General features: G+C 44.9%; 17 protein-coding genes, 1 pseudogene and 1 riboswitch. Of the genes and pseudogenes, 16 read left to right on the forward strand and 2 right to left on the reverse strand.

The features are described 5' to 3' along the window. The first annotated feature begins 138 nt into the window (after positions 1–138). The 5 genes from yhbY to NFR88_RS02475 are packed head-to-tail and all read left to right on the forward strand — an operon-like array spanning position 139 to position 4,720. The gene (yhbY, locus tag NFR88_RS02455) at positions 139–435 is read left to right on the forward strand and encodes a ribosome assembly RNA-binding protein YhbY (protein ID WP_160201753.1); all 297 of its coding nucleotides are present in this window, start codon (positions 139–141) and stop codon (positions 433–435) included. Between the two features lie 16 nt (positions 436–451). After that, entirely contained in the window at positions 452–1,261 is an 810-nt protein-coding gene (gene truA / locus NFR88_RS02460) for a tRNA pseudouridine(38-40) synthase TruA (RefSeq protein WP_160201754.1), read from the forward strand. Continuing rightward, the gene (locus NFR88_RS02465; RefSeq protein ID WP_160201755.1) at positions 1,254–1,727 is read left to right on the forward strand and encodes a deoxycytidylate deaminase; all 474 of its coding nucleotides are present in this window, start codon (positions 1,254–1,256) and stop codon (positions 1,725–1,727) included. Before truA ends, NFR88_RS02465 begins: the two co-directional genes overlap by 8 nt. A 30-nt stretch (positions 1,728–1,757) precedes the next feature. Next, a complete protein-coding gene (locus NFR88_RS02470) occupies positions 1,758–2,873 on the forward strand; it encodes a glycosyltransferase family 4 protein (RefSeq protein ID WP_160201756.1) in 1,116 nt (371 codons plus the stop codon). Next, complete coding sequence (locus tag NFR88_RS02475) at positions 2,870–4,720, forward strand: S8 family serine peptidase (RefSeq protein WP_251613318.1); 1,851 nt, start codon at positions 2,870–2,872, stop codon at positions 4,718–4,720. Before NFR88_RS02470 ends, NFR88_RS02475 begins: the two co-directional genes overlap by 4 nt. A gap of 60 nt (positions 4,721–4,780) precedes the next feature. On the opposite strand, the gene NFR88_RS02480 is transcribed toward NFR88_RS02475, so the two are convergent. Then, entirely contained in the window at positions 4,781–5,044 is a 264-nt protein-coding gene (locus tag NFR88_RS02480; protein WP_160201758.1) for a helix-turn-helix domain-containing protein, read from the reverse strand. Positions 5,045–5,285: 241 nt separating this feature from the next. Between NFR88_RS02480 and NFR88_RS02485 the strand changes: the two genes are divergently transcribed. The 6 genes and pseudogenes from NFR88_RS02485 (at position 5,286) to NFR88_RS02510 (ending at position 14,171) form a co-directional block, all read left to right on the forward strand. After that, the gene (locus NFR88_RS02485; RefSeq protein ID WP_161909057.1) at positions 5,286–7,586 is read left to right on the forward strand and encodes a vitamin B12-dependent ribonucleotide reductase; all 2,301 of its coding nucleotides are present in this window, start codon (positions 5,286–5,288) and stop codon (positions 7,584–7,586) included. A gap of 115 nt (positions 7,587–7,701) precedes the next feature. Next, positions 7,702–7,811: riboswitch (TPP riboswitch) on the forward strand. An 84-nt stretch (positions 7,812–7,895) separates the two neighbouring features. Next, entirely contained in the window at positions 7,896–9,200 is a 1,305-nt protein-coding gene (thiC, locus tag NFR88_RS02490; RefSeq protein ID WP_251613320.1) for a phosphomethylpyrimidine synthase ThiC, read from the forward strand. Positions 9,201–9,419: 219 nt separating this feature from the next. Next, a complete protein-coding gene (locus NFR88_RS02495) occupies positions 9,420–10,331 on the forward strand; it encodes a MurR/RpiR family transcriptional regulator (protein WP_251613322.1) in 912 nt (303 codons plus the stop codon). An 18-nt stretch (positions 10,332–10,349) separates the two neighbouring features. Then, the gene (locus NFR88_RS02500) at positions 10,350–11,636 is read left to right on the forward strand and encodes an aminotransferase class V-fold PLP-dependent enzyme (protein ID WP_251613324.1); all 1,287 of its coding nucleotides are present in this window, start codon (positions 10,350–10,352) and stop codon (positions 11,634–11,636) included. Between the two features lie 11 nt (positions 11,637–11,647). Next, complete coding sequence (locus NFR88_RS02505) at positions 11,648–13,018, forward strand: Na+/H+ antiporter NhaC family protein (protein ID WP_251613326.1); 1,371 nt, start codon at positions 11,648–11,650, stop codon at positions 13,016–13,018. Positions 13,019–13,058: 40 nt separating this feature from the next. Continuing rightward, positions 13,059–14,171: pseudogene (locus NFR88_RS02510) on the forward strand (aminotransferase class I/II-fold pyridoxal phosphate-dependent enzyme). A 55-nt stretch (positions 14,172–14,226) separates the two neighbouring features. Here the strand turns inward: NFR88_RS02510 and NFR88_RS02515 are convergent. Then, positions 14,227–14,907, reverse strand: a complete 681-nt coding sequence (locus NFR88_RS02515) for an aspartate/glutamate racemase family protein (RefSeq protein ID WP_251613328.1) — start codon at positions 14,905–14,907, stop codon at positions 14,227–14,229. 322 nt (positions 14,908–15,229) lie between these two features. Between NFR88_RS02515 and NFR88_RS02520 the strand changes: the two genes are divergently transcribed. From NFR88_RS02520 to NFR88_RS02540, 5 genes are all read left to right on the forward strand, one after another. Next, positions 15,230–16,147 (forward strand): DMT family transporter, encoded by a 918-nt coding sequence (locus tag NFR88_RS02520; protein ID WP_251613330.1) that lies wholly within the window; start codon positions 15,230–15,232, stop codon positions 16,145–16,147. Between the two features lie 59 nt (positions 16,148–16,206). Next, positions 16,207–16,542, forward strand: coding sequence for a nucleotidyltransferase family protein (locus NFR88_RS02525; RefSeq protein ID WP_251613332.1), 336 nt, complete (start codon positions 16,207–16,209; stop codon positions 16,540–16,542). A gap of 287 nt (positions 16,543–16,829) precedes the next feature. Further along, positions 16,830–18,209: an aminopeptidase gene (locus NFR88_RS02530; protein ID WP_251613334.1), complete on the forward strand. Its 1,380-nt coding sequence runs from the start codon at positions 16,830–16,832 to the stop codon at positions 18,207–18,209. A 68-nt stretch (positions 18,210–18,277) separates the two neighbouring features. Next, positions 18,278–19,159 (forward strand): EamA family transporter, encoded by an 882-nt coding sequence (locus NFR88_RS02535; protein ID WP_251613336.1) that lies wholly within the window; start codon positions 18,278–18,280, stop codon positions 19,157–19,159. A 102-nt stretch (positions 19,160–19,261) separates the two neighbouring features. Continuing rightward, positions 19,262–20,467: an L-serine ammonia-lyase gene (locus NFR88_RS02540; RefSeq protein ID WP_251613338.1), complete on the forward strand. Its 1,206-nt coding sequence runs from the start codon at positions 19,262–19,264 to the stop codon at positions 20,465–20,467. The last annotated feature ends 55 nt before the right edge of the window (positions 20,468–20,522 follow it).

Below are 20,522 nucleotides of genomic sequence, written 5' to 3' on the forward strand. Positions count from 1 at the left end.
ACCGTATAATGAAAGGAGGACGCCAGACAGCGTCCTCTTTTTTTTCTAAACTTTACGTTTTCTTCGCACAAAGTGACAAGTTTTATGGTATACTATAACGGATTGAATGCAGAATTAAGATGAAATGAGGATAGATTTATGATTACAAGCAAGCAGAGGAGTTTTTTGAGAGGACTTGCACAGACCACAGACCCTACGGTATATATTGGAAAACAGGGACTGACGGAGAATATCGTCAAGGAAATTGACACCGGACTTTACTGCAGAGAGTTGGTAAAAGTGAAGATTCAGGAGGGCTGCACTTTGAGCCCGAAGGAAACCGCCAATGAAATTGCCGAGAAACTGGGAGCAGAGTTTGTTCAGGCCATTGGAAGAAAATTCACCCTGTACAGAGAGTCTAAGGACAACAAGCAGATTGAGCTTCCGAGAAAGTAAGGCATTAGAATCAAACATGGAAAGAAATATTCTTTTGACGATTGAATATGACGGAACAGGTTTCTCCGGCTGGCAGAGACAGCCCGGCGTGCGGACGGTGCAGGGCGAACTGGAGAAGGCGCTGAGCCATGTATGCGGAAAGCCAGTACAGATAAACGGTACAAGTCGTACCGATGCCGGTGTACATGCGCTTTCCCAGCGGGCGTCTTTCCGGGGTGAGTTTGGGATTCCTACTGACAGAATCCCTTTGGCAGTCAATAACTATTTGGCAGGGAGTCTGGGGAGCGGATACGCCTGCGGTGATGTGCGGATTATCAGGGCAGAAGAAATGCCGGCAGACTTTCATGCACGGTTTGACTCCAAGGGGAAGACTTATCGGTATATCTTAAGACATGGCAGCGCAGCCAGCGCGTTTTCGCGAAATTACTGTTACCACCTGAAAGCCGCTTTGGCAGCAGAGCCTATGCGTAAGGCAGCAGCTTTTATCGAGGGAACTCATGACTTTGCTTGTTTCCAGGCTGCGGGGGGAACCGTGCGTGAGACTACCGTGCGCACGATATATGACCTTCAGATCAAAGAACCTGTGGCAGGAGAGATGCACATAGAGGTGACCGGCGATGGCTTTCTCTACAATATGGTGCGGATTATTGTGGGCACTTTAGTAGAAGTTGGACAAGGCAAGAAGTCTGCAGAGGACATTCCGGCAATTCTGCAGTCGGCAGACAGACAGAGAGCGGGGCACACAGCGCCACCCCAGGGCTTGTACCTGGTGGAAATATATTACGATGAAAAACCAATGAAAGAAAGGAACGACGATCATGGCTGATACGAAGATTTTAGCAAAAGATAACAGACCTACATGGGATGAATATTTTATGCAGATGGCAGAGCTGACAGCAAAGCGCTCTACCTGCCTGCGCAGACAGGTTGGAGCAGTTATTGTAAAGGACAAGCATATTGTGGCCACAGGATATAACGGCGCGCCCAGAGGCATTGCCCACTGCGACGAAAAGGGTGGCTGCCTGCGTCAGAAGATGGGAGTTCCATCGGGACAGCGCCATGAGCTTTGCAGAGCGCTTCATGCGGAACAGAATGCGATTATCCAGGCGGCAACGCTGGGACAGAGCATCGAAGATGCGACCATCTATGTTACCAATCAACCTTGCGTAATTTGTGCAAAGATGATCATCAACGCAGGAATTAAACGCATTGTGGTAAAAGAGGGTTATCCAGATGAGCTTTCTGTAGAGATTTTAGATGAAGCGGGTCTTAAGATCGTCATGCTGGACTAATAGAATACAAGTACGAAGGATAACAAATTTATGGAAATTACGAGACTGACGCTACTGGCGGCTTTTGTAACAGCTTTTGCGCTGGCACTTTTGTTTACGCCGGTTGCGATTAAGATTGCTCCTAAAATCGGTGCGATTGACGTGCCGAAAGACGGACGAAGGATGCATACCAAGGCAATGCCTCGCTTTGGTGGATTGGCAATCTTCGTGGGAACTATCGGTTCTCTTGCAATTTATGCAGGCGATAATGAAAAGATGATACCGGTTTTGATCGGCGGCACTATGATCTATATTCTGGGCGTGGTTGACGATTTAAAGAATCTGAACGCGAAACTGAAGTTCGGCGGGCAGCTTTTGGTTGCGATTTTGATGTATTATATGGGGCTTCGGATTAAGTTCATTGCAAACTATTTTGGAGAAGGAAAGCTCCTTTTCGGGGAAGTGGTCTGCTTTATCGTAACGGTGCTTTGGATTGTAGGGATTACCAATACCATCAATCTCATTGACGGACTGGACGGACTTGCGGCTGGAAACGCAGCGATTTCTGCCCTTTGCATTGCCTATGTTGCCTATATTCATGGAGATCAGTATGGTATGATGATTGTTTGCCTTGCTATGCTGACTCTTGCCGGCGGATGTTTGGGATTTTTGCCCTTTAACTTTTTTCCGGCAAAGATTTTTATGGGAGACGGAGGCTCGCTGTTTCTCGGGTTTATGATTGCTGCGCTGTCGGTGGTAGGACCGCTGAAACGGTCGACCATCATTGCAGTTGTAGTGCCGGTCGTGGTGCTGGGAATTCCAATCTTTGATACGTTTTTTGCTATTTTACGTAGGCTTGTCAATAAAAGACCGATTATGGAAGCGGACAAAGGTCATCTGCATCACAGGCTGATGGCATCGGGATACGGACAGCGAAGAGCTGTGTTGATGCTTTACGGCGTTAGTGCAACCATGGGAATGGCGGCTGTGCTGATTAGCAGAGAGCTTTATAAAGACGCTTTTGTTTTGGTAGGGATTGCGACTATATATTTGTACGTATTCCTCACCGATCCGAATCATAAAATGCCGCACATCAAGGCAGTCAATATTGCAAAAGAGGAGCGGATGGAGGAGAAAAGAAGCGAAAAATCGGAGGCAACAGAATGAAAAGGTTAAAGAAAAAAGGCATAGTTTTATTTTTAGCCATGGCACTGGGTGTAACTATGGTGCCGGTGATTTCTTTTGGTACGGATACAGCAGGAGATACCTCTGCAGAGGTCAGAAAGCAGGAATATATCTTAACAGCTACTTCAGATTTGTCAGAGCTGAAGCTGCCGTCTTATGTAGAGGACATCAGCTTTGATGGAACCGATTTGGCACTGATTAAGGTCAAAAACGGTATTACAGAAGATCAGATTAGAGAGGATTTGGAGGCGCAGGCAGAGAACTTTTCTGTACAGCCGAATTTTGTATATGAAGCGACAAGGGTTAATGATCCTTTTTATGGCTTGCAGTGGGGCTTGCATAATGAAGAAACCGGCGTGGATATCGGTTTTGAAGAAAGCTATGATTTTATCATGGAACATCTGAATGAAATGAGCGAAACTGTAGTGGCAGTTATCGACACCGGTATGGACTATACGCATAGCGATTTAGCTGCAAATATCTGGGTAAATTCTGGAGAAACCCCAGGAAATGATAGGGACGATGACGGAAACGGCTATCGGGATGATGTTCATGGATATGATTTTGCCAAAAACAGACCTCTCAGCGATGGCGCAATCAACAACTACTATGCGCATGGAACTCACTGTGCAGGCATTATCGGCGCAGCTACTAATAATGGGAATGGGATTGCCGGAATTGCCTCTGCTACAGGCAAAGTTTCCATCATGGATTTAAAGGTACTGGAAGGTCCGAAGGGACTTGGAGACAGCTACGATGTGGTTAGAGCTATTCGCTATGCAGAGAGAAACGGTGCAGATATCTGCAACTTGAGCATGGGTTCCTATGTCGACGATGAGACTTTGTATAGGACCATTGCGGCATCAGATATGCTGTTTGTCTGCGCAGCAGGAAATGATGGACTGAATCTGGACAATAAGCCGATTTATCCGGGCTGCTATGACTTGAGCAATGTAATCTGTGTCGGCAATGCACAGAGCAATGGCAGACTGAACAGTAAATCCAATTACAGCAGTAAATCTGTAGATATTGCGGCGCCGGGAACCGTGATTCACAGTACAATTCCTAACAATAAATATGATGATATGTCAGGAACCTCCATGGCGGCTCCTTTTGTAACGGGGGCGGCAGCGGCGCTGCATTCCTACTATAAAGATATCAGCGCAGCAGGTATCCGCCATTTGCTTCTTTCCGGCGCCCAGAGAAAGAGTTCTCTAAACGGAAGAGTGGTGTCGGGAAGATTTTTGGATTTATATAAGTCGCTGACAGATTACAGTGAAGATGATTATCAGATTGATGTCAAGGCACCGCAGCTAAAAGCATCGGTATCTAAAATCAGCGGTTCCTATAAACAGAAACTGAAAATCGCAGCAAGCGATGACAGTGGTCTTTTGCCAACTGTGCGATATGCTAGGGGCAGTCAGTCTCTTTCCTACTTCCGAAGCGGGGCAGGCACCAAGCTTTCTTTGAGTGCAGATGGGACGGTCAGCAAAACCCTAACCATTCCGGGCATTTATTCGGTATATGCGGTGGACGCAGCAGGAAATGATGTACTGGTGAAAGCAACCTGCACTGTTAATGCGGTTAGCAGTCTAAAACTGAACTATTCGAAGAAGAGTCTCGCAAAGGGGAAAGCCTTTACCTTGAAAGCGACTCTTTCTAAGAGTGGCGTCAACGGCAGAAAGTTGACCTATACTTCTTCAGACAGGACTATTGCTGTCGTAAACAGCAAAGGAGTGGTCACTGCAAAGAAAAAGAAAGGTACAGCAACCATAACCGTAAAAACAAGTAACGGACTTTCCAAAACGTGCAAAGTGACAGTAAAATAATTCCTGAAACAAAACAAAAACCTCCAGATGACACCCTGTATGGTGCAGCTTCTGGAGGTTTTATATTTTAGGCTCTGAATCCTTTCGCTTCTTTTTCGGTACGGCGTTCTTTGATCTGGGATAAGGCGTGGGATCGTCAGTGATGCCATAGATATAGTCGAGACTGGTTTCAAAGAGAAAGGACAGTTCCTTTGCCTGCTCCGTTGTAGGATAGCGTTTGCCATGCTCCATCTTTGAATAGTCAGCCTGGTCTATACCGGTTTCGATTTGCACTTTGACCTGAGTAAGACCTTTTTTCTTTCGAAGTTCTTTGAGTCTATTCACTGTCACGCCTCCTTTCTAGAACTATTATGGCAAATTGACCTACAAAAAATAGGGGAAATTGACCTATTTTAGAATTTCTTTCGTTCCGCTGCTAGTCTTTTAAGAAATAGGATAAATTGCGGCGTGCGCAGTCTTCTTATAAAGCTATCGTGAATTTGTTGGAAGAACTTGTTGCTATACACTACATATAGTGATATAATTATCTCTGTGACAATATATAAAGTGTATAGCGGAGGGAAATATGGCAATTTCAGAAATCAGCAAGAATGCTTTAACAGTACTGGAAAAACGATATCTGGGCAAAGATGGAGAAGGTAACCTGACGGAAACAGTAGAAGGTATGTTTCGCAGAGTTTCAGATACCATCGCTGCAGCAGATGCAAAATACGATAACACGACAGATACGAAGGCGCTCAGCGATCAGTTCTTCGAACTGATGACGGATTTGCGCTTTTTACCAAACTCCCCGACTCTGATGAATGCGGGTAGAGTTTTGGGGCAGCTTTCAGCCTGCTTTGTTTTGCCGGTGGAAGACAGTATGGAAGGAATCTTTGATTCTGTAAAGAATGCGGCATTGATTCATAAGTCTGGTGGGGGTACGGGATTTTCTTTTTCAAGACTTCGTCAGAGTGGATCAGCCGTTAGATCTACGGGCGGCGTTGCCAGCGGACCTATCAGCTTTATGAAGGTATTCAATGCGGCAACGGAGGCTGTGAAACAGGGTGGCACTAGACGAGGTGCTAACATGGGTGTACTTAGAATTGATCACCCGGATATTTTGGACTTTATCAACTGCAAAGCAGACAATAAAGAGATTACAAATTTTAACATTAGTGTTGGTATTACGGAAGCTTTTATGGAAGCGGTAGAGAGCCAGAGTGATTATGATCTCATCGACCCGAAGACAAAGCAAGCGGTAGGACATCTCAGCGCAGAAAAGGTCTTCGACCTTGTCGTTGACCATGCGTGGAAAAACGGAGAGCCGGGCATTATTTTCCTGGACAGGCTTAACCGCGATAATGTGACCCCGACGCAGGGTGAAATTGAAAGTACCAATCCGTGCGGAGAACAGCCGCTGCTGCCATATGAAAGCTGCAACTTGGGCTCCATTAACCTGGTGAAGATGCTGAGAAAAACGCTGACGGGCTATGAATTTGACTTCCGTCTTTTGGGAGAAACTGTAGAGCAGGCAGTGCATTTTCTGGACAACGTCATTGACGCCAATAATTATCCTCTGGATAAGATTGCAGAAACGACCCGTGCGTCCCGTAAAATCGGACTGGGCGTAATGGGATGGGCAGATGCTCTTTTAATGCTGGGTATTCCATATAATTCTGATGAAGCTGTGGAGCTTGCTGAAAGAGTCATGGGGTATATCAATACAGCAGGTCATGCGGCAAGCAGTAAGCTGGCAGCAAAGCGCGGAACTTTCCCGTTATTCTCGGTCAGCACTTTAAAGGATGGGGCGGCTATGAGAAATGCGACGGTGACTACCATTGCTCCGACCGGTACGCTTTCTATCATCGGCGGATGTTCTTCCGGTGTAGAACCAGTCTTCGCCTACGCATTTATCCGCAATATTATGGATGGCACAGAGATGATTGAGGTGAATCCGGTTCTAACAGAGAAATTGAAAGAACTGGGGCTTTATAGTGATAGACTGCTTCGCAGAATTGCATCAGAGGGAACTATCGCTCACTGTGAGGAAATCCCGCAGGAAGTGCGCGATGTTTTCGTTTGCTCACACGATATCAAGCCGATTGACCACATTAAAATGCAGGCAGCTTTCCAGCGCCATACGGACAACGCCGTTTCAAAGACTGTAAACTTCCCTAAGGAAGCCACCAGAAACGAAGTGCGAGAGGCATATCTTCTGGCATACAAAGAAGGCTGCAAGGGTGTGACTATTTATCGTGACGGCAGCAGAGAAGAGCAGGTACTTAATATCGGCAAGGTAAACAGAGAAGGTGCATCTGCGCAGACTGCGGCAGCTTGCCCGACCTGCCAGGAGGAACGCTACGGTCATATCGAACCGCGTCCGCGTCCTGACGTAACCCGCGGCTTTACAGAAAAGATGAAAATCGGCTGCGGAAGCCTTTATGTGACGACCAACTACGACGAAAACGGCATTTGCGAAGTGTTTACCAGTACGGGAAAAGCCGGCGGCTGCCCAAGCCAGAGCGAAGCTACAGCGAGATTGGTATCGGTAGCGCTGCGCAGCGGTATCTCTATTCAGGAAGTTTATGATCAGCTGAAGGGAATCAGATGTCCGTCTACCATCAGACAGCAGGGTATGGGCTGCACATCCTGTCCAGACGCTATCGCAAGGGTGATTATGAAAGTTTCTAAGATTATTGAGGAACAGTCAGGTGAAACCGCAGCGTCGGCAGCACCAACTGCTGCAGCAGTACCTGCACAGCAGAGCCAGAAAGTACCAGCATCTGCCAGTGAGATTCATGCTTGCCCGGAATGCGGAAGTGTAGTGGAACATGAAGGCGGCTGTGTGATCTGCAGAAACTGTGGATTTTCTAAGTGCGGCTGATAAATGCGTCTTGCGGATGGCGAGCTGCGTAACGCATACCGCAGTCGCGTGCCACCGCATCAGATTGTAAAGAATTTCTTGCAATTTGTAAGATACAGTGCTAAGATAAATATATAAATATAAAAAAGGGAGCTCATAGTAATGGGCTGAGAGGGAGCTGATACTGCTTCGACCTGCAACCTGATTTGGATAATGCCAACGTAGGGAAATATGGACGATTTACTGCCAATGGACCTGCGGGGACATTGGCAGTTTGTTTTTTTGCGGCGGCTGCAGATGTCCGAAGATACGTAAGGAGGAAAAACGAAAATGAGAGCATATGCAACACAGATGGAAGCTGCACGCAAAGGTATCGTGACGCCTGAACTTGAAATTGTAGCAAAGAAAGAGCGCATGACGAACGAGGAACTGATGCCTCTTGTGGCGTCTGGCAAAGTGGCGATTTGCGCCAATAAAAATCACAAATGTATCGATCCGGAGGGAGTCGGTTCTATGCTGCAGACGAAAATAAACGTAAACCTGGGTGTCTCCAGAGACTGCAAGGATATGAACGTAGAGTTGGAAAAGGTCATGGCGGCGGTTCATATGGGCGCCCATGCCATCATGGATTTATCTTCTCACGGAGATACAATTCCTTTTCGCCGCAAACTGACAGCGGAATGCCCTGCCATGATTGGAACGGTGCCGATCTATGACAGCGTGATTCATTACCAGCGGGATCTGGATACGCTGACTGCGAAAGATTTTATCGATGTAGTGAGACTGCACGCAGAAGACGGCGTGGATTTTGTAACGCTGCACTGCGGCATTACCCGAAAGACCATCGATCAGATCAAAAAGCATAAGCGGAAGATGAATATTGTTTCCCGCGGCGGCTCTCTGGTCTTTGCATGGATGACTATGACCGGTGAGGAAAACCCGTTTTACGAGTACTTTGATGAAATTTTGGATATCTGTAGAGAGTACGACGTAACTATTTCTCTGGGAGATGCCTGCCGTCCAGGCTGTCTTGCCGATGGATCCGATGTCTGCCAGATTGAAGAGCTGGTGCGTCTGGGTGAACTGACAAAGCGTGCCTGGGAAAAAGATGTGCAGGTAATGGTAGAAGGACCTGGACATATGCCGATGGATCAGATTGCGGCGAATATGAAGCTGCAACAGACCATCTGCAGCGGCGCACCATTTTATGTGCTGGGTCCGATTGTTACAGATATTGCCCCGGGTTACGATCATATTACCTCTGCTATCGGCGGGGCTATCGCAGCAGCTTCCGGCGCAGCTTTTCTCTGCTATGTAACTCCAGCAGAGCACTTAGCTCTGCCAAACGTGGAAGACGTAAAACAGGGGATTATCGCTTCCAAAATCGCAGCCCACGCAGGGGATATCGCAAAGGGCGTTCGCGGCGCTCGTGAAATGGACGACCGCATGGCGGATGCAAGACGAGAACTGGATTGGGAGGCACAGTGGGCATGTGCCATTGACCCGGAAACAGCGAAGGCAATCCGTGAAGAACGAAAACCAGAGCATGAGGATACCTGCTCCATGTGCGGAAAATTCTGCGCTGTGCGCAGTATGAACAAGGCACTGGCAGGAGAGCATATTGATATATTGTAATTAAAAGAATTAAAGTTAGAAAAACAGTCACCGTGGAGTGGCTGTTTTTTGTTGCACTACAACCGCTACAAAACGATTGAATATCCGAATAAGTGAAATAATATAAGAGCAAAGGATGCGTGTTTTTGAGATTAAATGGGGAAAATACTATAAAAATATAGAGTTTAAAAATTTTGAATTTTTATATTTACAACAAACACGACAGAATTTATACTGACGATGAAAACAATTTATCGATATTTTGTTGTATACACTACAGGAGCTTCTATGAATAAGGGAATTGATTCCAGAATTAAAAAAGCAAAGCTGACCGCAACGGAAAGTAAAATTGCCGAGTATATTTCCGAGCATTATTATAATGTTTGTCTGACCTCGGCGCTAGAACTAGGAAGATTAATTGGAACCAGTGATGCATCTGTCATAAGAACGGCGAAAAAACTGGGATTCACCGGGTACAGTGATATGCAGAGTTTTATTGTTGATTTTATGAAGGAGGACATCAAGCATAATGGAGGCGTGAACAGTATGCCCCCATACAAACGGTTTGACAAAAAGCGTTCTATCATTTTATCGGAAAACTTATATGAACAAATGTTGCATAACATGCAGGAAAATTTGGAAAGTATTTTTGAGAGAAATGGTATACAGTCATTTGAACGTGCAAGTGATTTGATTCTTTCAGCCAATCGTAGATTCATCACAGGCTTTCGTGGGTCTGTATCAGTAGTGCATATCTTACGTGCACTGAGTGATGTTTTTTCTGATGTGCGAATTATTGATGAGGCTGAGTCCAGTGCCCTTGAGACCATAGTGGATATTACAGAGGATGATTGTCTCATTTTAAGTAGTTTTCCAAGATATGCGGAGATGGCAATGACAGTGCTTGAAATCGCTTTAAAGAAGGGTGCCAAGGTAATTGTGCTGACAGATAAAATTACAGCACCTGTTTGTAAAAATGCAGATGTTGCTTTATTGTCCAGTGTAGATGGTATGACAATTAACAATTCTTATGTTGCGCCAGTGGCGCTTGCAGAGATGTTAGTGGCAACGGTATATCGCTCTATTGGAGAGGAACAGCGAACTAAAATGAAAGAGCTGGAAACGTATATATCACGTCACGGATTGTATTAATCGTAGGAGATGAGGAAAATGAGTAAAAATCCAAGAGAAGGATTGAGCTTTGATGAAGCTTTACTGGCTGAGGTGAGAGATAGATTTTGCAGGATTGATACCGATGCCGATGGAAGCAGACGGTTGTTTTTTGAGAACGCAGGAGGCTCTCTTAGACTGAAATCTGCGGTGAAAGTTTCGGATGAACTGAATTGTTACCCGGATTGTTTTGCAAGAGACCATAAGGCTTCCAAAGTACTTCATCAGTATGAAGTGAAAGGAAGAGAGGATTTTCGTGCGCTAATCAATGCGAAGCATGGAGAAATTCTGACCAGCCTGACTGCGACTATGCTGATGTTTGATATTGTGGGTCCAATTGTAGAATATGGAAAAGGAACGAATATTGTAACCAGCGTACTTGAACATCCATCAGTTTTTGATTCTTGCAAATTTTACGGAGAAAAATTTGGAAAAGAAGTAAGGGTTGCAGGGTCCGATTCTAAAACCGGAGGTGTCGCGGCGGAAGAGGTACTTTCTTTAGTAGATGAAAATACACTAATGGTGAATGTGACTTCTGCATCCAACATGACTGGTGCAATGACAGATTTAGAAAGAATTGTGGAGGAATCAAGAAAAATTAATCCGGATATCTTTATCGTAACCGATGCAGTACAGCATGCGCCCCACGGACTCTTGGATGTGGAAAAAATCAGAATTGATGGTTTAAATATCGCTCCTTACAAATTCTTTGGAAACAGAGGCATTGCCTTTGGCTATGTATCTGACCGTGTGAAAAACCTACCTCATAAGCATATCTTTGCAGACGGTGATTCTCAGTGGGAAATGGGAAGTATTGTGCCGGCGCATTATGCAGTGATGAGTGAAATGGTAGATTATATTGCATGGATAGGAACACATTTTACAGAAAATGGTGATAGAAGATCTCTAATTGAAGAAGGTATGAAGCGAATTCACATGCAGGAAGAGGCGCTGCTTGAAAGGCTCCTTTATGGAAAAGATGGAAACTCTGGTCTGCTTGCGATGGATGGCGTGGACACTTTCTTTGACTATTCAAACCTTGCAAATCGAGACTTGATTTTGGCAATGAAACTTTCGGATTATGACTTTTATGAGACGACGAGAGCCTATGAGGAAAGAGGTGTTATCGTTTATGAGAGAGTTGCGTCCAGCGAATACTCGAAACGAATGGTGGAGTCTTTCGGACTTTCTGGGATTATTCGTGTGTCACCATTGCACTGTAACACGATGGAAGAAATTGATGAATTTTTGGATATAACCCGTGCGATTATTGCACAGAGAAGATAAGGAGAATGAAGATGGAAGCAAATAAAAAACTTGATTTTTATGGTGGAAGTTTTGGTCCATGGATTTCTATGATATTGCTGGTTATTGGAATGACGGTAGCGGTGTTATTCGATTATACGGATTTTTGGGTATATAATCTGCTTATGCTTGCGGCGGTTGTGATTTGTTTTCTGTTGGTAAAACAGAAAAAACAGTTCGGCGATGTTGCAGTTCGCGGCTTGCAGGACTCTATGCTTTCAATTTTGATTATTGCATTTATTCTTGCGAGTATTTTATCAAAGCTTTTGAGAGCTAGCGGACTTGTGGACGCGCTGGTATGGCTGTCTGGTGAAATGAATTTGGACGCAGGTTTTATTCCCGTAGTGGCATTTATCGTGTGTGCTCTGATTTCAACTTCCTGCGGAACTTCATCAGGTTCAATTGTTGCGGTACTTCCGATTATGCTGCCAATTGGAATTCAGCTAGGATGTGACGCGTCACTTTTAACTGGAGCGGTAATCAGTGGAGCTATCTTTGGAGATAATTTAGCACCAATTTCAGATACAACTATTGCCTCCTCTTTGACGCAGGAATCACAGGTAGGAGAGGTTGTAAAATCAAGATTACCATATTCTTTAATTGCGGGAGGTATTTCTGCAATACTGTTTGTTATTTTCGGGAAAATGACAACAAGCGATGCACCGGTGGCGTTGGATTCCTTGGAGGCAAATCCGGTAGCATTGGTACTTCTAGTAATCCCGGTACTTATGATTGTTATGATGAGAATTGGCTGGGATTTGGGTGGAACCCTGATTGTCTGCGATTTGGGAGCACTGATTTTGTGTCTTGCTTTTGGACTTGTTGATTCTGCAGAAATGTTTAGCGCAGAAGGACCTTTGGTAAACGGTATGAACGGTATGCTGGATATTATTGTATTTTGTTTCTTCTTGTTCATCGTGATGCAGACGATTAAAGAAAGCGGTGCCCTGGAACGTCTCGGGAACGTCCTAATCAAGTACTGTAAGAGTACACGTTCGGTAGAACTGATTATTATGATTTCTTCAGCCCTTGGAACAATTGTGACAGCAGGCAGTTCCACAGGAATTTTATTTGCAGGCCCTATTGCTAATAGAATTTCAAAGCAATATCATATTGCAGGAACACGTTCTGCAAATATTCTTGATGCAACAGCTTGCGCAACATGTGGATTTGTTCCAATTTGCACACCGTACCTGTTGTCATTGAGTATTGGACCTGAAATTGAGGGTATTCCAGATGATTATGGTTATGTGAGTATTCTCAAGTGGGTGCTTCACCCGATGCTTTTGGTTGTTTTATTCCTGGGAAGTATCTTAACCGGTGTTGGAAGAAAATACGAAAGTAGAGAAGAAAATGAAGCATAAGTATATTTCAAAACGGTACTGGAAATCTCATAAAAATGCCATGGGACAGTCTGATGTGATTGCAAAATCCTATGATGATGTAATTAATCTCAGTTTGGGAGATCCAGATATCAATACTCCAAAACCTATCATAGATGCAGCATTAGCAGCGGCATATCAAGGTCATACTAAATATACGGCGTTTCAGGGTGATCCTGAACTTATAGGTGCAATTTGCAAATTTTATAAAGAAGAATACGACATGAATATCAGCGCTGAGCAGGTGTTCGTATGTTCATCAGCCACGGTCGGCATGCACGTAGTGTTGGAAAGCATTTTGGACGATGGGGATGAAGTTATTTTGTAGACACCGTACTTTACACCGTACCCACAACAGGTAAAACTATCCAGAGGGGTTCCCGTGGAACTTCCGACCTATGAGGAAGATGAATTTCAAATCAATGCAGATAGGCTGGAGAGTTTAATTACCGAGAGAACAAAAGCCCTTGTCATTAATACACCAAACAACCCTACAGGAAGTTGTCTGCATTTTGACACTATGAAAAAAATTGCTGCTCTTGCAGAAAAGTATGATTTGATTGTGATCGCAGATGATATTTATACAGATTACAGTTACGAGAATCCTTTTATTCCATTTGCGAGTTTGCCAGGTATGTGGGAGAGAACAATTACTTTAAACAGTTTTTCTAAGGGATTTAACATGACTGGTTGGAGAGTAGGGCAAATCATAGCGCCGGAGTATTTGATAGATGTCTTTAAAGATGTAAATGAGAATATCTGTTTTACGACGCCGTCTATTTCGCAAAGGGGAGCAATCTATGCTCTAGAGCATAGACATGAGCTGCAGCCGACACTGATTGAGGGATATCGAACGCGGGTATACTATGCGGCGGAACGCATTAATAAAATCTCCGGTATGCATGTGTTATATCCACCAAAGGGAACTTTCTATCTGTTTCCAAGTATAAAGGAAACAGGAAAAAACTCCGAAGAGGTTGCAGACTTAATGCTTCGGGAGGCACATGTGCTAGTACTGCCGGGCAATGCTTTTGGAACCTGTGGAGAAGGGTACATAAGAATTGCGTGTACGGTAAGTCTGGAAAAATTAAAAGAAGCCTTTGATAGAATTGAGAAAATGGAGATTTTTAGATAGGTAAAAAACAGCAGTGATACACTTTCGTATCGCTGCTGTTTGTTTTTATAAAGCGTTATGCTTCTATCGCCATCTTTGCGGCGGTTTTGCCGTGAATGATGGTGGTATCAAAGAGCGGTATTTCGGTGTGTTCCTGCTGCATGAGCATGCCGATTTCAGTACAGCCGAGGATAACGCCTTCTGCACCGGAAGCAGTCAGTTTTTCGGCAATCCTGTAAAACTCTTTTGAGGATTCTTCTTTGACAATGCCGAAGCCAGTTTCTTCAAAGAGGACCTTGTCAATAAAAGCGCGGTCTTTTTCCCCGGGAGTCACAACCTCCAGACCTTTTGCCTCCAGCCTGCCGCGGTAGAAATCCTCCTCCATAGTAATGCGGGTGCCCATGAGACCGATGCAGGAAATACCTTTTGCGAGAATTGCATCGGCGGTAGCGTCTGCGATGTGCAGCAGCGGCGTTTTTATGTGCGACTGCAGGAATGGAGCATGCTTGTGCATGGTGTTGGAACAGATAATATAAAAATCACAGCCTGCGGCTTCAATCTGGCGTGCGCCTTCCAGCAGCACCTGCTCCTGTTCATCTTTGCGGGTGATAAAAACGTCCTGCAGGTTGACGTTGGCAAGAACCATTTTTGCACAGTTGTATTCGCCCAGTGCAGCTGCGATATAGTTGTTGATGTATTCGTACATTTGCAGAGAGGAGTGCCAGGAAAGACCTCCAATCATGCCGATTGTTTTCATGATAACACCTCCGATGGGATTTTTATTTTCTTTAGTTTACTGTAGGAAGTGAGAAAAGTCAATGCGGGGAAGAGTCTGTGCAAAAGGGTTCTAATTGGCTGACTGCATACAGAGGAAGATCCAGCAATCCATTTTCATTATGGTAATCTGCCATGGAGGAACGCACCGCAAAGATAGGATTATACTTCTCACGATAAGTCTTTATACCACGACTTAACAAAAATTACAACGTAAAAATGTGTTATACCAATTTTTCTATAATTCATTATATCAAAAGGTCCAGGGGCATGATAAAATAAAGCCAGTGTTAGGAGGAGCTGTCATGAATCAGGGAAAGAGCGTTTATAGCAAGGGAATCATTATCGCAGTTTTCAGCGAGGTTCTCTTTGGACTAAGCTTTATTTTTATAAGAATGTGCGTCAACGACGTGTCGGTATTTACACTGCTGTCGTGGCGTACCATGGTGGCATTTGTTGCCATGACTGCCTGCGCTATGCTGGGTATTATTAAAATCGATTTGAAAGGAAAAAATTTGAAGCCGCTTCTGCTTCTCAGCTTTTTTCAGCCGGTTTTATACTTCATCATGGAGACTTTGGGTGTGCAGCGGACTACAGCGGCGGAAAGCGGGGTACTTCTTGCTTGCATTCCTATTATTACCATGCTGTTTAGCGCAGTATTTCTGCGGGATAAGCCGACTAAGCTGCAGATTGCATGTATGATAGTAACTGTGGCCGGCGCAGTGATGATTGGAATGGGTGGTGAGCTGACAACTTCCAGCAGCTTTCTTGGATATCTGTTTCTGCTTGTTGCTATGTGCAGTGAGTCAGCGTATGCTATTACTTCCCAGAATATCAAAGGCTTTAACAGTGCAGAAAAAACTTATGCGATGATTGTCAGCGGTGCGGTAGTGTTTACCGGCTGCGCCCTTGTAGAGCATGCAATGAACGGAACGGTTGTCGAATTTCTGACCCTGCCTTTACATAACAGCGGTTTTTTGGTGTGCATTTTGTATCTGTCTCTGGGGTGCAATCTGATTGCGTTTCTCTGCGCAAATTATTCCATCTCTATCATCGGTGCGACAAAGCGTGCCGCCTTTGCAAGCATAGCCTCCGTAACATCTGTTCTTGGCGGCGTATTTTATCTGGGTGAAACTTTTACGAAAACCCAGATTATAGCAACGGTGCTGGTACTTGCTGGTGTTTATGGGGTAAATCGGTTTGGAAAAAATGGGGAGGAATAAAGGAAAAGCTTTTATTCTTGCAGACAGCGTGGTATACTGAATATAGATGAGGTGATTTTATGCTTCCATATAGTATTGAGGAATTAAAACGTATTATATCGCCGATAGCGGAACAACACGGTGTAAAAAGTGTGTCTCTATTTGGATCTTATTCAAAGGGTACCGCAACGGCTGGCAGTGATGTAGACTTGAAAATTGAAAAAGGAAAACTTCGCTCGTTATTTCAGCTAAGTGGCTTCCGGCTGGCAGTTGAGGATGCATTAAGCCTGTCGGTCGATATAATAACAAGTGAGTCTTCTGATATTGAATTCTTAGATATGATTAAAAAGGAAGAGGTGCTGCTTTACGATATTCCGGAGCTGAAAAATGCCAGTGAAACTATATTGCAGAAATAAAAATTGATTTTCTTGTAAATCCACGGTTCTAATTGCCGTGGATTTTTTACCAAATCTTTCCTTGCATTATTTCTGTCTTTAGGCTAAGATAAAGATGAGTATAGCATTTCGCAAATAACCAGCCCAAATCACTTGCCTGCTTTCCCGCTTGCACTGGGCAAAAAGCCTCCGCGTAGTCCCGCTACGCCTTGCGTTTTTTGCCTGGCACACTTGAAAAAGTATTCGGCATGATTGAACCGGTTATTTGCCGAATGCTATACTAGAAAGAAGTAAAGGAGTAATGTCAAATGGAAAGACCAAACGCTTGGAAAAGCTATAAGGAAAATGATTTAAAGGCTCTTGAGACTCTTTGCGAAGAGTATAAGGATTTTTTAGACAAAGGCAAGACCGAAAGAGAATGTGTAAAGAATACCATCGAAATGGCAAAAGCTGCGGGCTATAAAGACCTGGCGGACGTAATCAAAGCTGGAGAAAGTCTGAAGGCTGGCGATAAGGTTTATGCGGTTTGCATGGGCAAGACCATTGCCCTGTTTCACATCGGCAAAAAGAATATCGAAGACGGCATGAACATTTTGGGCGCTCACGTAGACTCTCCGAGACTGGATGTGAAGCAGAATCCGCTTTATGAGGACTCCGATTTTGCATATCTGGATACTCACTACTACGGCGGTGTGAAGAAATACCAGTGGGTAGCAATGCCTCTTGCCATTCACGGTGTAGTTGCTAAGAAAGACGGACAGGTAGTCAATGTCGTAATCGGTGAAGATGAAAATGATCCTGTCGTTAGTATTACAGATCTGCTGCCGCACCTTGGCGCAAAACAGATGGAAAAGAAGGCGGGCTCTGTCATCGAGGGCGAAAATCTGGACGTACTCATCGGCAGCAAACCCCTTGAAGGTGAAGAAAAAGACGCAGTAAAGGCTACAATCCTGAAGCTGTTAAAAGAAAAATACGATATGGAAGAAGAGGATTTTCTCTCTGCTGAACTGGAAGTAGTTCCGGCGGGCAAGGCAAGAGACACGGGTCTTGACCGCAGCATGATTATGTCCTACGGTCAGGATGACAGAGTTTGCGCGTTTACTTCCCTGAAAGCCCTGCTGGACGTGGAAGATATAGAAAAAACGGCATGCTGCATTCTGGTAGATAAAGAAGAAATCGGCAGCGTAGGTGCAACCGGTATGGAATCCAAGTTCTTTGAAAATGCAGTAGCAGAACTTCTTGATAGAATGGGGCAGTATAGCGAGCTTACGCTGCGCAGAGTGCTGGCTAACTCCAAAATGCTTTCCTCTGATGTAAATGCTGCTTACGACCCGCTCTTCGCAGACGTTTACGAAAAGAAGAACGCTTCTTTTGCAGGCCGCGGTATGGTATTCAGTAAGTTCACAGGTTCTCGCGGCAAATCCGGCTCCAACGACGCCAACGCTGAGTATATTGCTGAAATCAGAAATATCATGGACGATGAAGGAATCCACTATCAGCTGGCAGAACTGGGTAAAGTCGATATCGGCGGCGGCGGTACGATTGCGTACATTCTGGCGCTTTACGGCATGGACGTTATCGACTGCGGTGTAGCGGTACTGAACATGCACGCACCTTGGGAAGTAACCAGCAAAGCTGACGTTTACGAAACCAAGAGAGGCTATGAAGTATTTCTGAAAAGAATGTAATTAAAATGACATAAAACAGGCTTTTTTCGTTTAAACTACTGGAAACAAAACGAAAGGAGCCTGTTTTTATGTGGCTTTTACTTGCGGTGATTTCTACACTGTTTATCGGTGTGTCTACCATACTTTCCAAAATCGGAATTAAGGACGCCGACGCTTATGTGACCGGTGCGGTGACAAACACGGTGCTTCTTGCAGCTTTTGCAGGAACAGCGCTTTTTTCTGGCAGCTTCGGACAGGTCAGTGATATGACCATGCATACATGGCTTTCGGTTCTTGCTTCCGGCATTGTCTTGTCCATCTCATGGGCATTTTATTTTCTGGGACTCAAAGGCGGCAGTGTCAGTGTATTTCTTGCCATTCAAAGTCTTACCATCGTCATTTCCATGATTCTTTGTGCGGTATTTATCAAAGAAAAAATTACTGTATTCATGATGGTTGGAACGGCATTGATTATTACTGGAACCTTACTGATGATGGACAGACAGGAACTTGCAGCGCTCTCAGGCAAAGGTCTTTGGAATAGTGAGCAGCGATGGATTCTTTTTGCGGGACTTTCCGCGGTTTGCGCATCTATTTCCTATGTCATCGTAAAGTCGGATACTGAGCCTATCGACACCAATGTGACTTCCACTTTTCGTTACATCATCGTGGTCGTAATGCTCTGGCTTTTGCTGGCGAAGAAAGGAAAGGGCCGAGAGTTTGGGGAAATTTCCCCAAAGACATGGCTGTTTATTCTGCTGGGCGCAGCAGCTTCCGGAGCCGGTCATGTGCTGGTGTATAAGGCTCTTTTCCTTGGAAAAGCGGCGGTCATTATGACTATTTACCGTATGGGCATGGTGATTTCCATCATTCTGTCCCGGATTTTCTTGAAGGAAAAACTTTCAGCAAAAGGCTGGGGCGGGTTTGAACTGCTGGTTTGCGGTGTGGTATTATTTGCCATTGGAAGATAATTTTGCGCAGATAATTTGAGGGTTGTGCAATGAGGGGATTTTCGTATATAATGCTTAGGGAAATGATTTGAATTAGGTTTTAGAAAAAGGAAAGGAAATACTATGGAATCACTTCGTGAACTATACAGAATCGGCAGAGGACCGTCCAGTTCTCACACCATTGCACCGACCCTGGCAGCGGAAATTTTTGCAGCGGAGACAAAAGATGCTGCCGGCTATAGAGTTACCTTGTATGGTTCTCTTTCAAAGACGGGAAAGGGCCATATGACCGATGTAGCAATTTTGGATGTACTTGGCTCTGACAAATGTGAAATGATTTTCAGTGATAAGTCGGACGAAGAGTTGCCGCACCCTAACACCATGTTTTTTGAAGCGCTGGACGCTGCGGGCAGTGTGAAATGTCAGATGGAAATTTACAGCGTGGGCGGCGGACGTATTGCTGTCAAAGGGCAAAAGCCTGCAAAGCCGCAGGATGTATATAAGCTGGAATCCTTTGAGGAAATACATGCTTACTGCAGAGAGAGGGATATTCGCCTTTGTGAATATGTTTATGAAACGGAAGGCGAAGAAATTCGCGATTATCTGCATGAAATCTGGAACCAGATGAAAGAAACTGTGCGCCGGGGGCTTTCTGCAGAAGGCACTTTACAGGGAGGGCTTTCCGTTCAGAGAAAGGCCAGGTATCTGTATCGCCAGAATCATATTGATGAAAGCCCGCAGACGAGAGAAAACAGGCTGGTATGTGCTTTTGCCTATGCGGTCAGTGAAGAAAATGCGGACGGTGGTATGGTGGTAACTGCACCGACCTGCGGCTCCTGCGGTGTGGTGCCGGCAACCCTTTACTACATGCAGAAAAACAGAAAGTATTCCGATGAGCAGATTGTGGATGCGCTGGCAACGGCGGGGCTTATCGGAAATCTGATTAAGACCAATGCCTCTATCAGCGGAGCTGAGTGCGGCTGTCAGGCAGAGGTAGGAAGCGCCTGCTCTATGGCTGCTGCAGGACTTGGCGAGCTTTTCGGTATGGAAATTGACCAGATCGAATATGCGGCTGAGGTCGCTATGGAACACCACCTTGGGCTGACATGCGATCCTATCAGCGGATTGGTGCAGATTCCATGTATTGAGAGAAATGCTGTTGCGGCTATGCGTGCGATTAATGCGGTAAGCTTGGCGAACTTTTTGACTCACACCAGAAAAATATCCTTTGACGTGGTGATAAAGACCATGTATGAGACAGGCTGTGATTTGTTCAGCAAATACAGGGAGACCAGTGAAGGCGGCCTGGCAAAGACGTATTTTGAATAAAGTTTAAAACAGTATGAAGAAACTGCTGCGAGGTAAGCTTGCAGCAGTTTTATAT

Source organism: Senimuribacter intestinalis, assembly GCF_943192965.1.
GTDB classification, from domain to species: domain Bacteria; phylum Bacillota; class Clostridia; order Peptostreptococcales; family Anaerovoracaceae; genus Senimuribacter; species Senimuribacter intestinalis.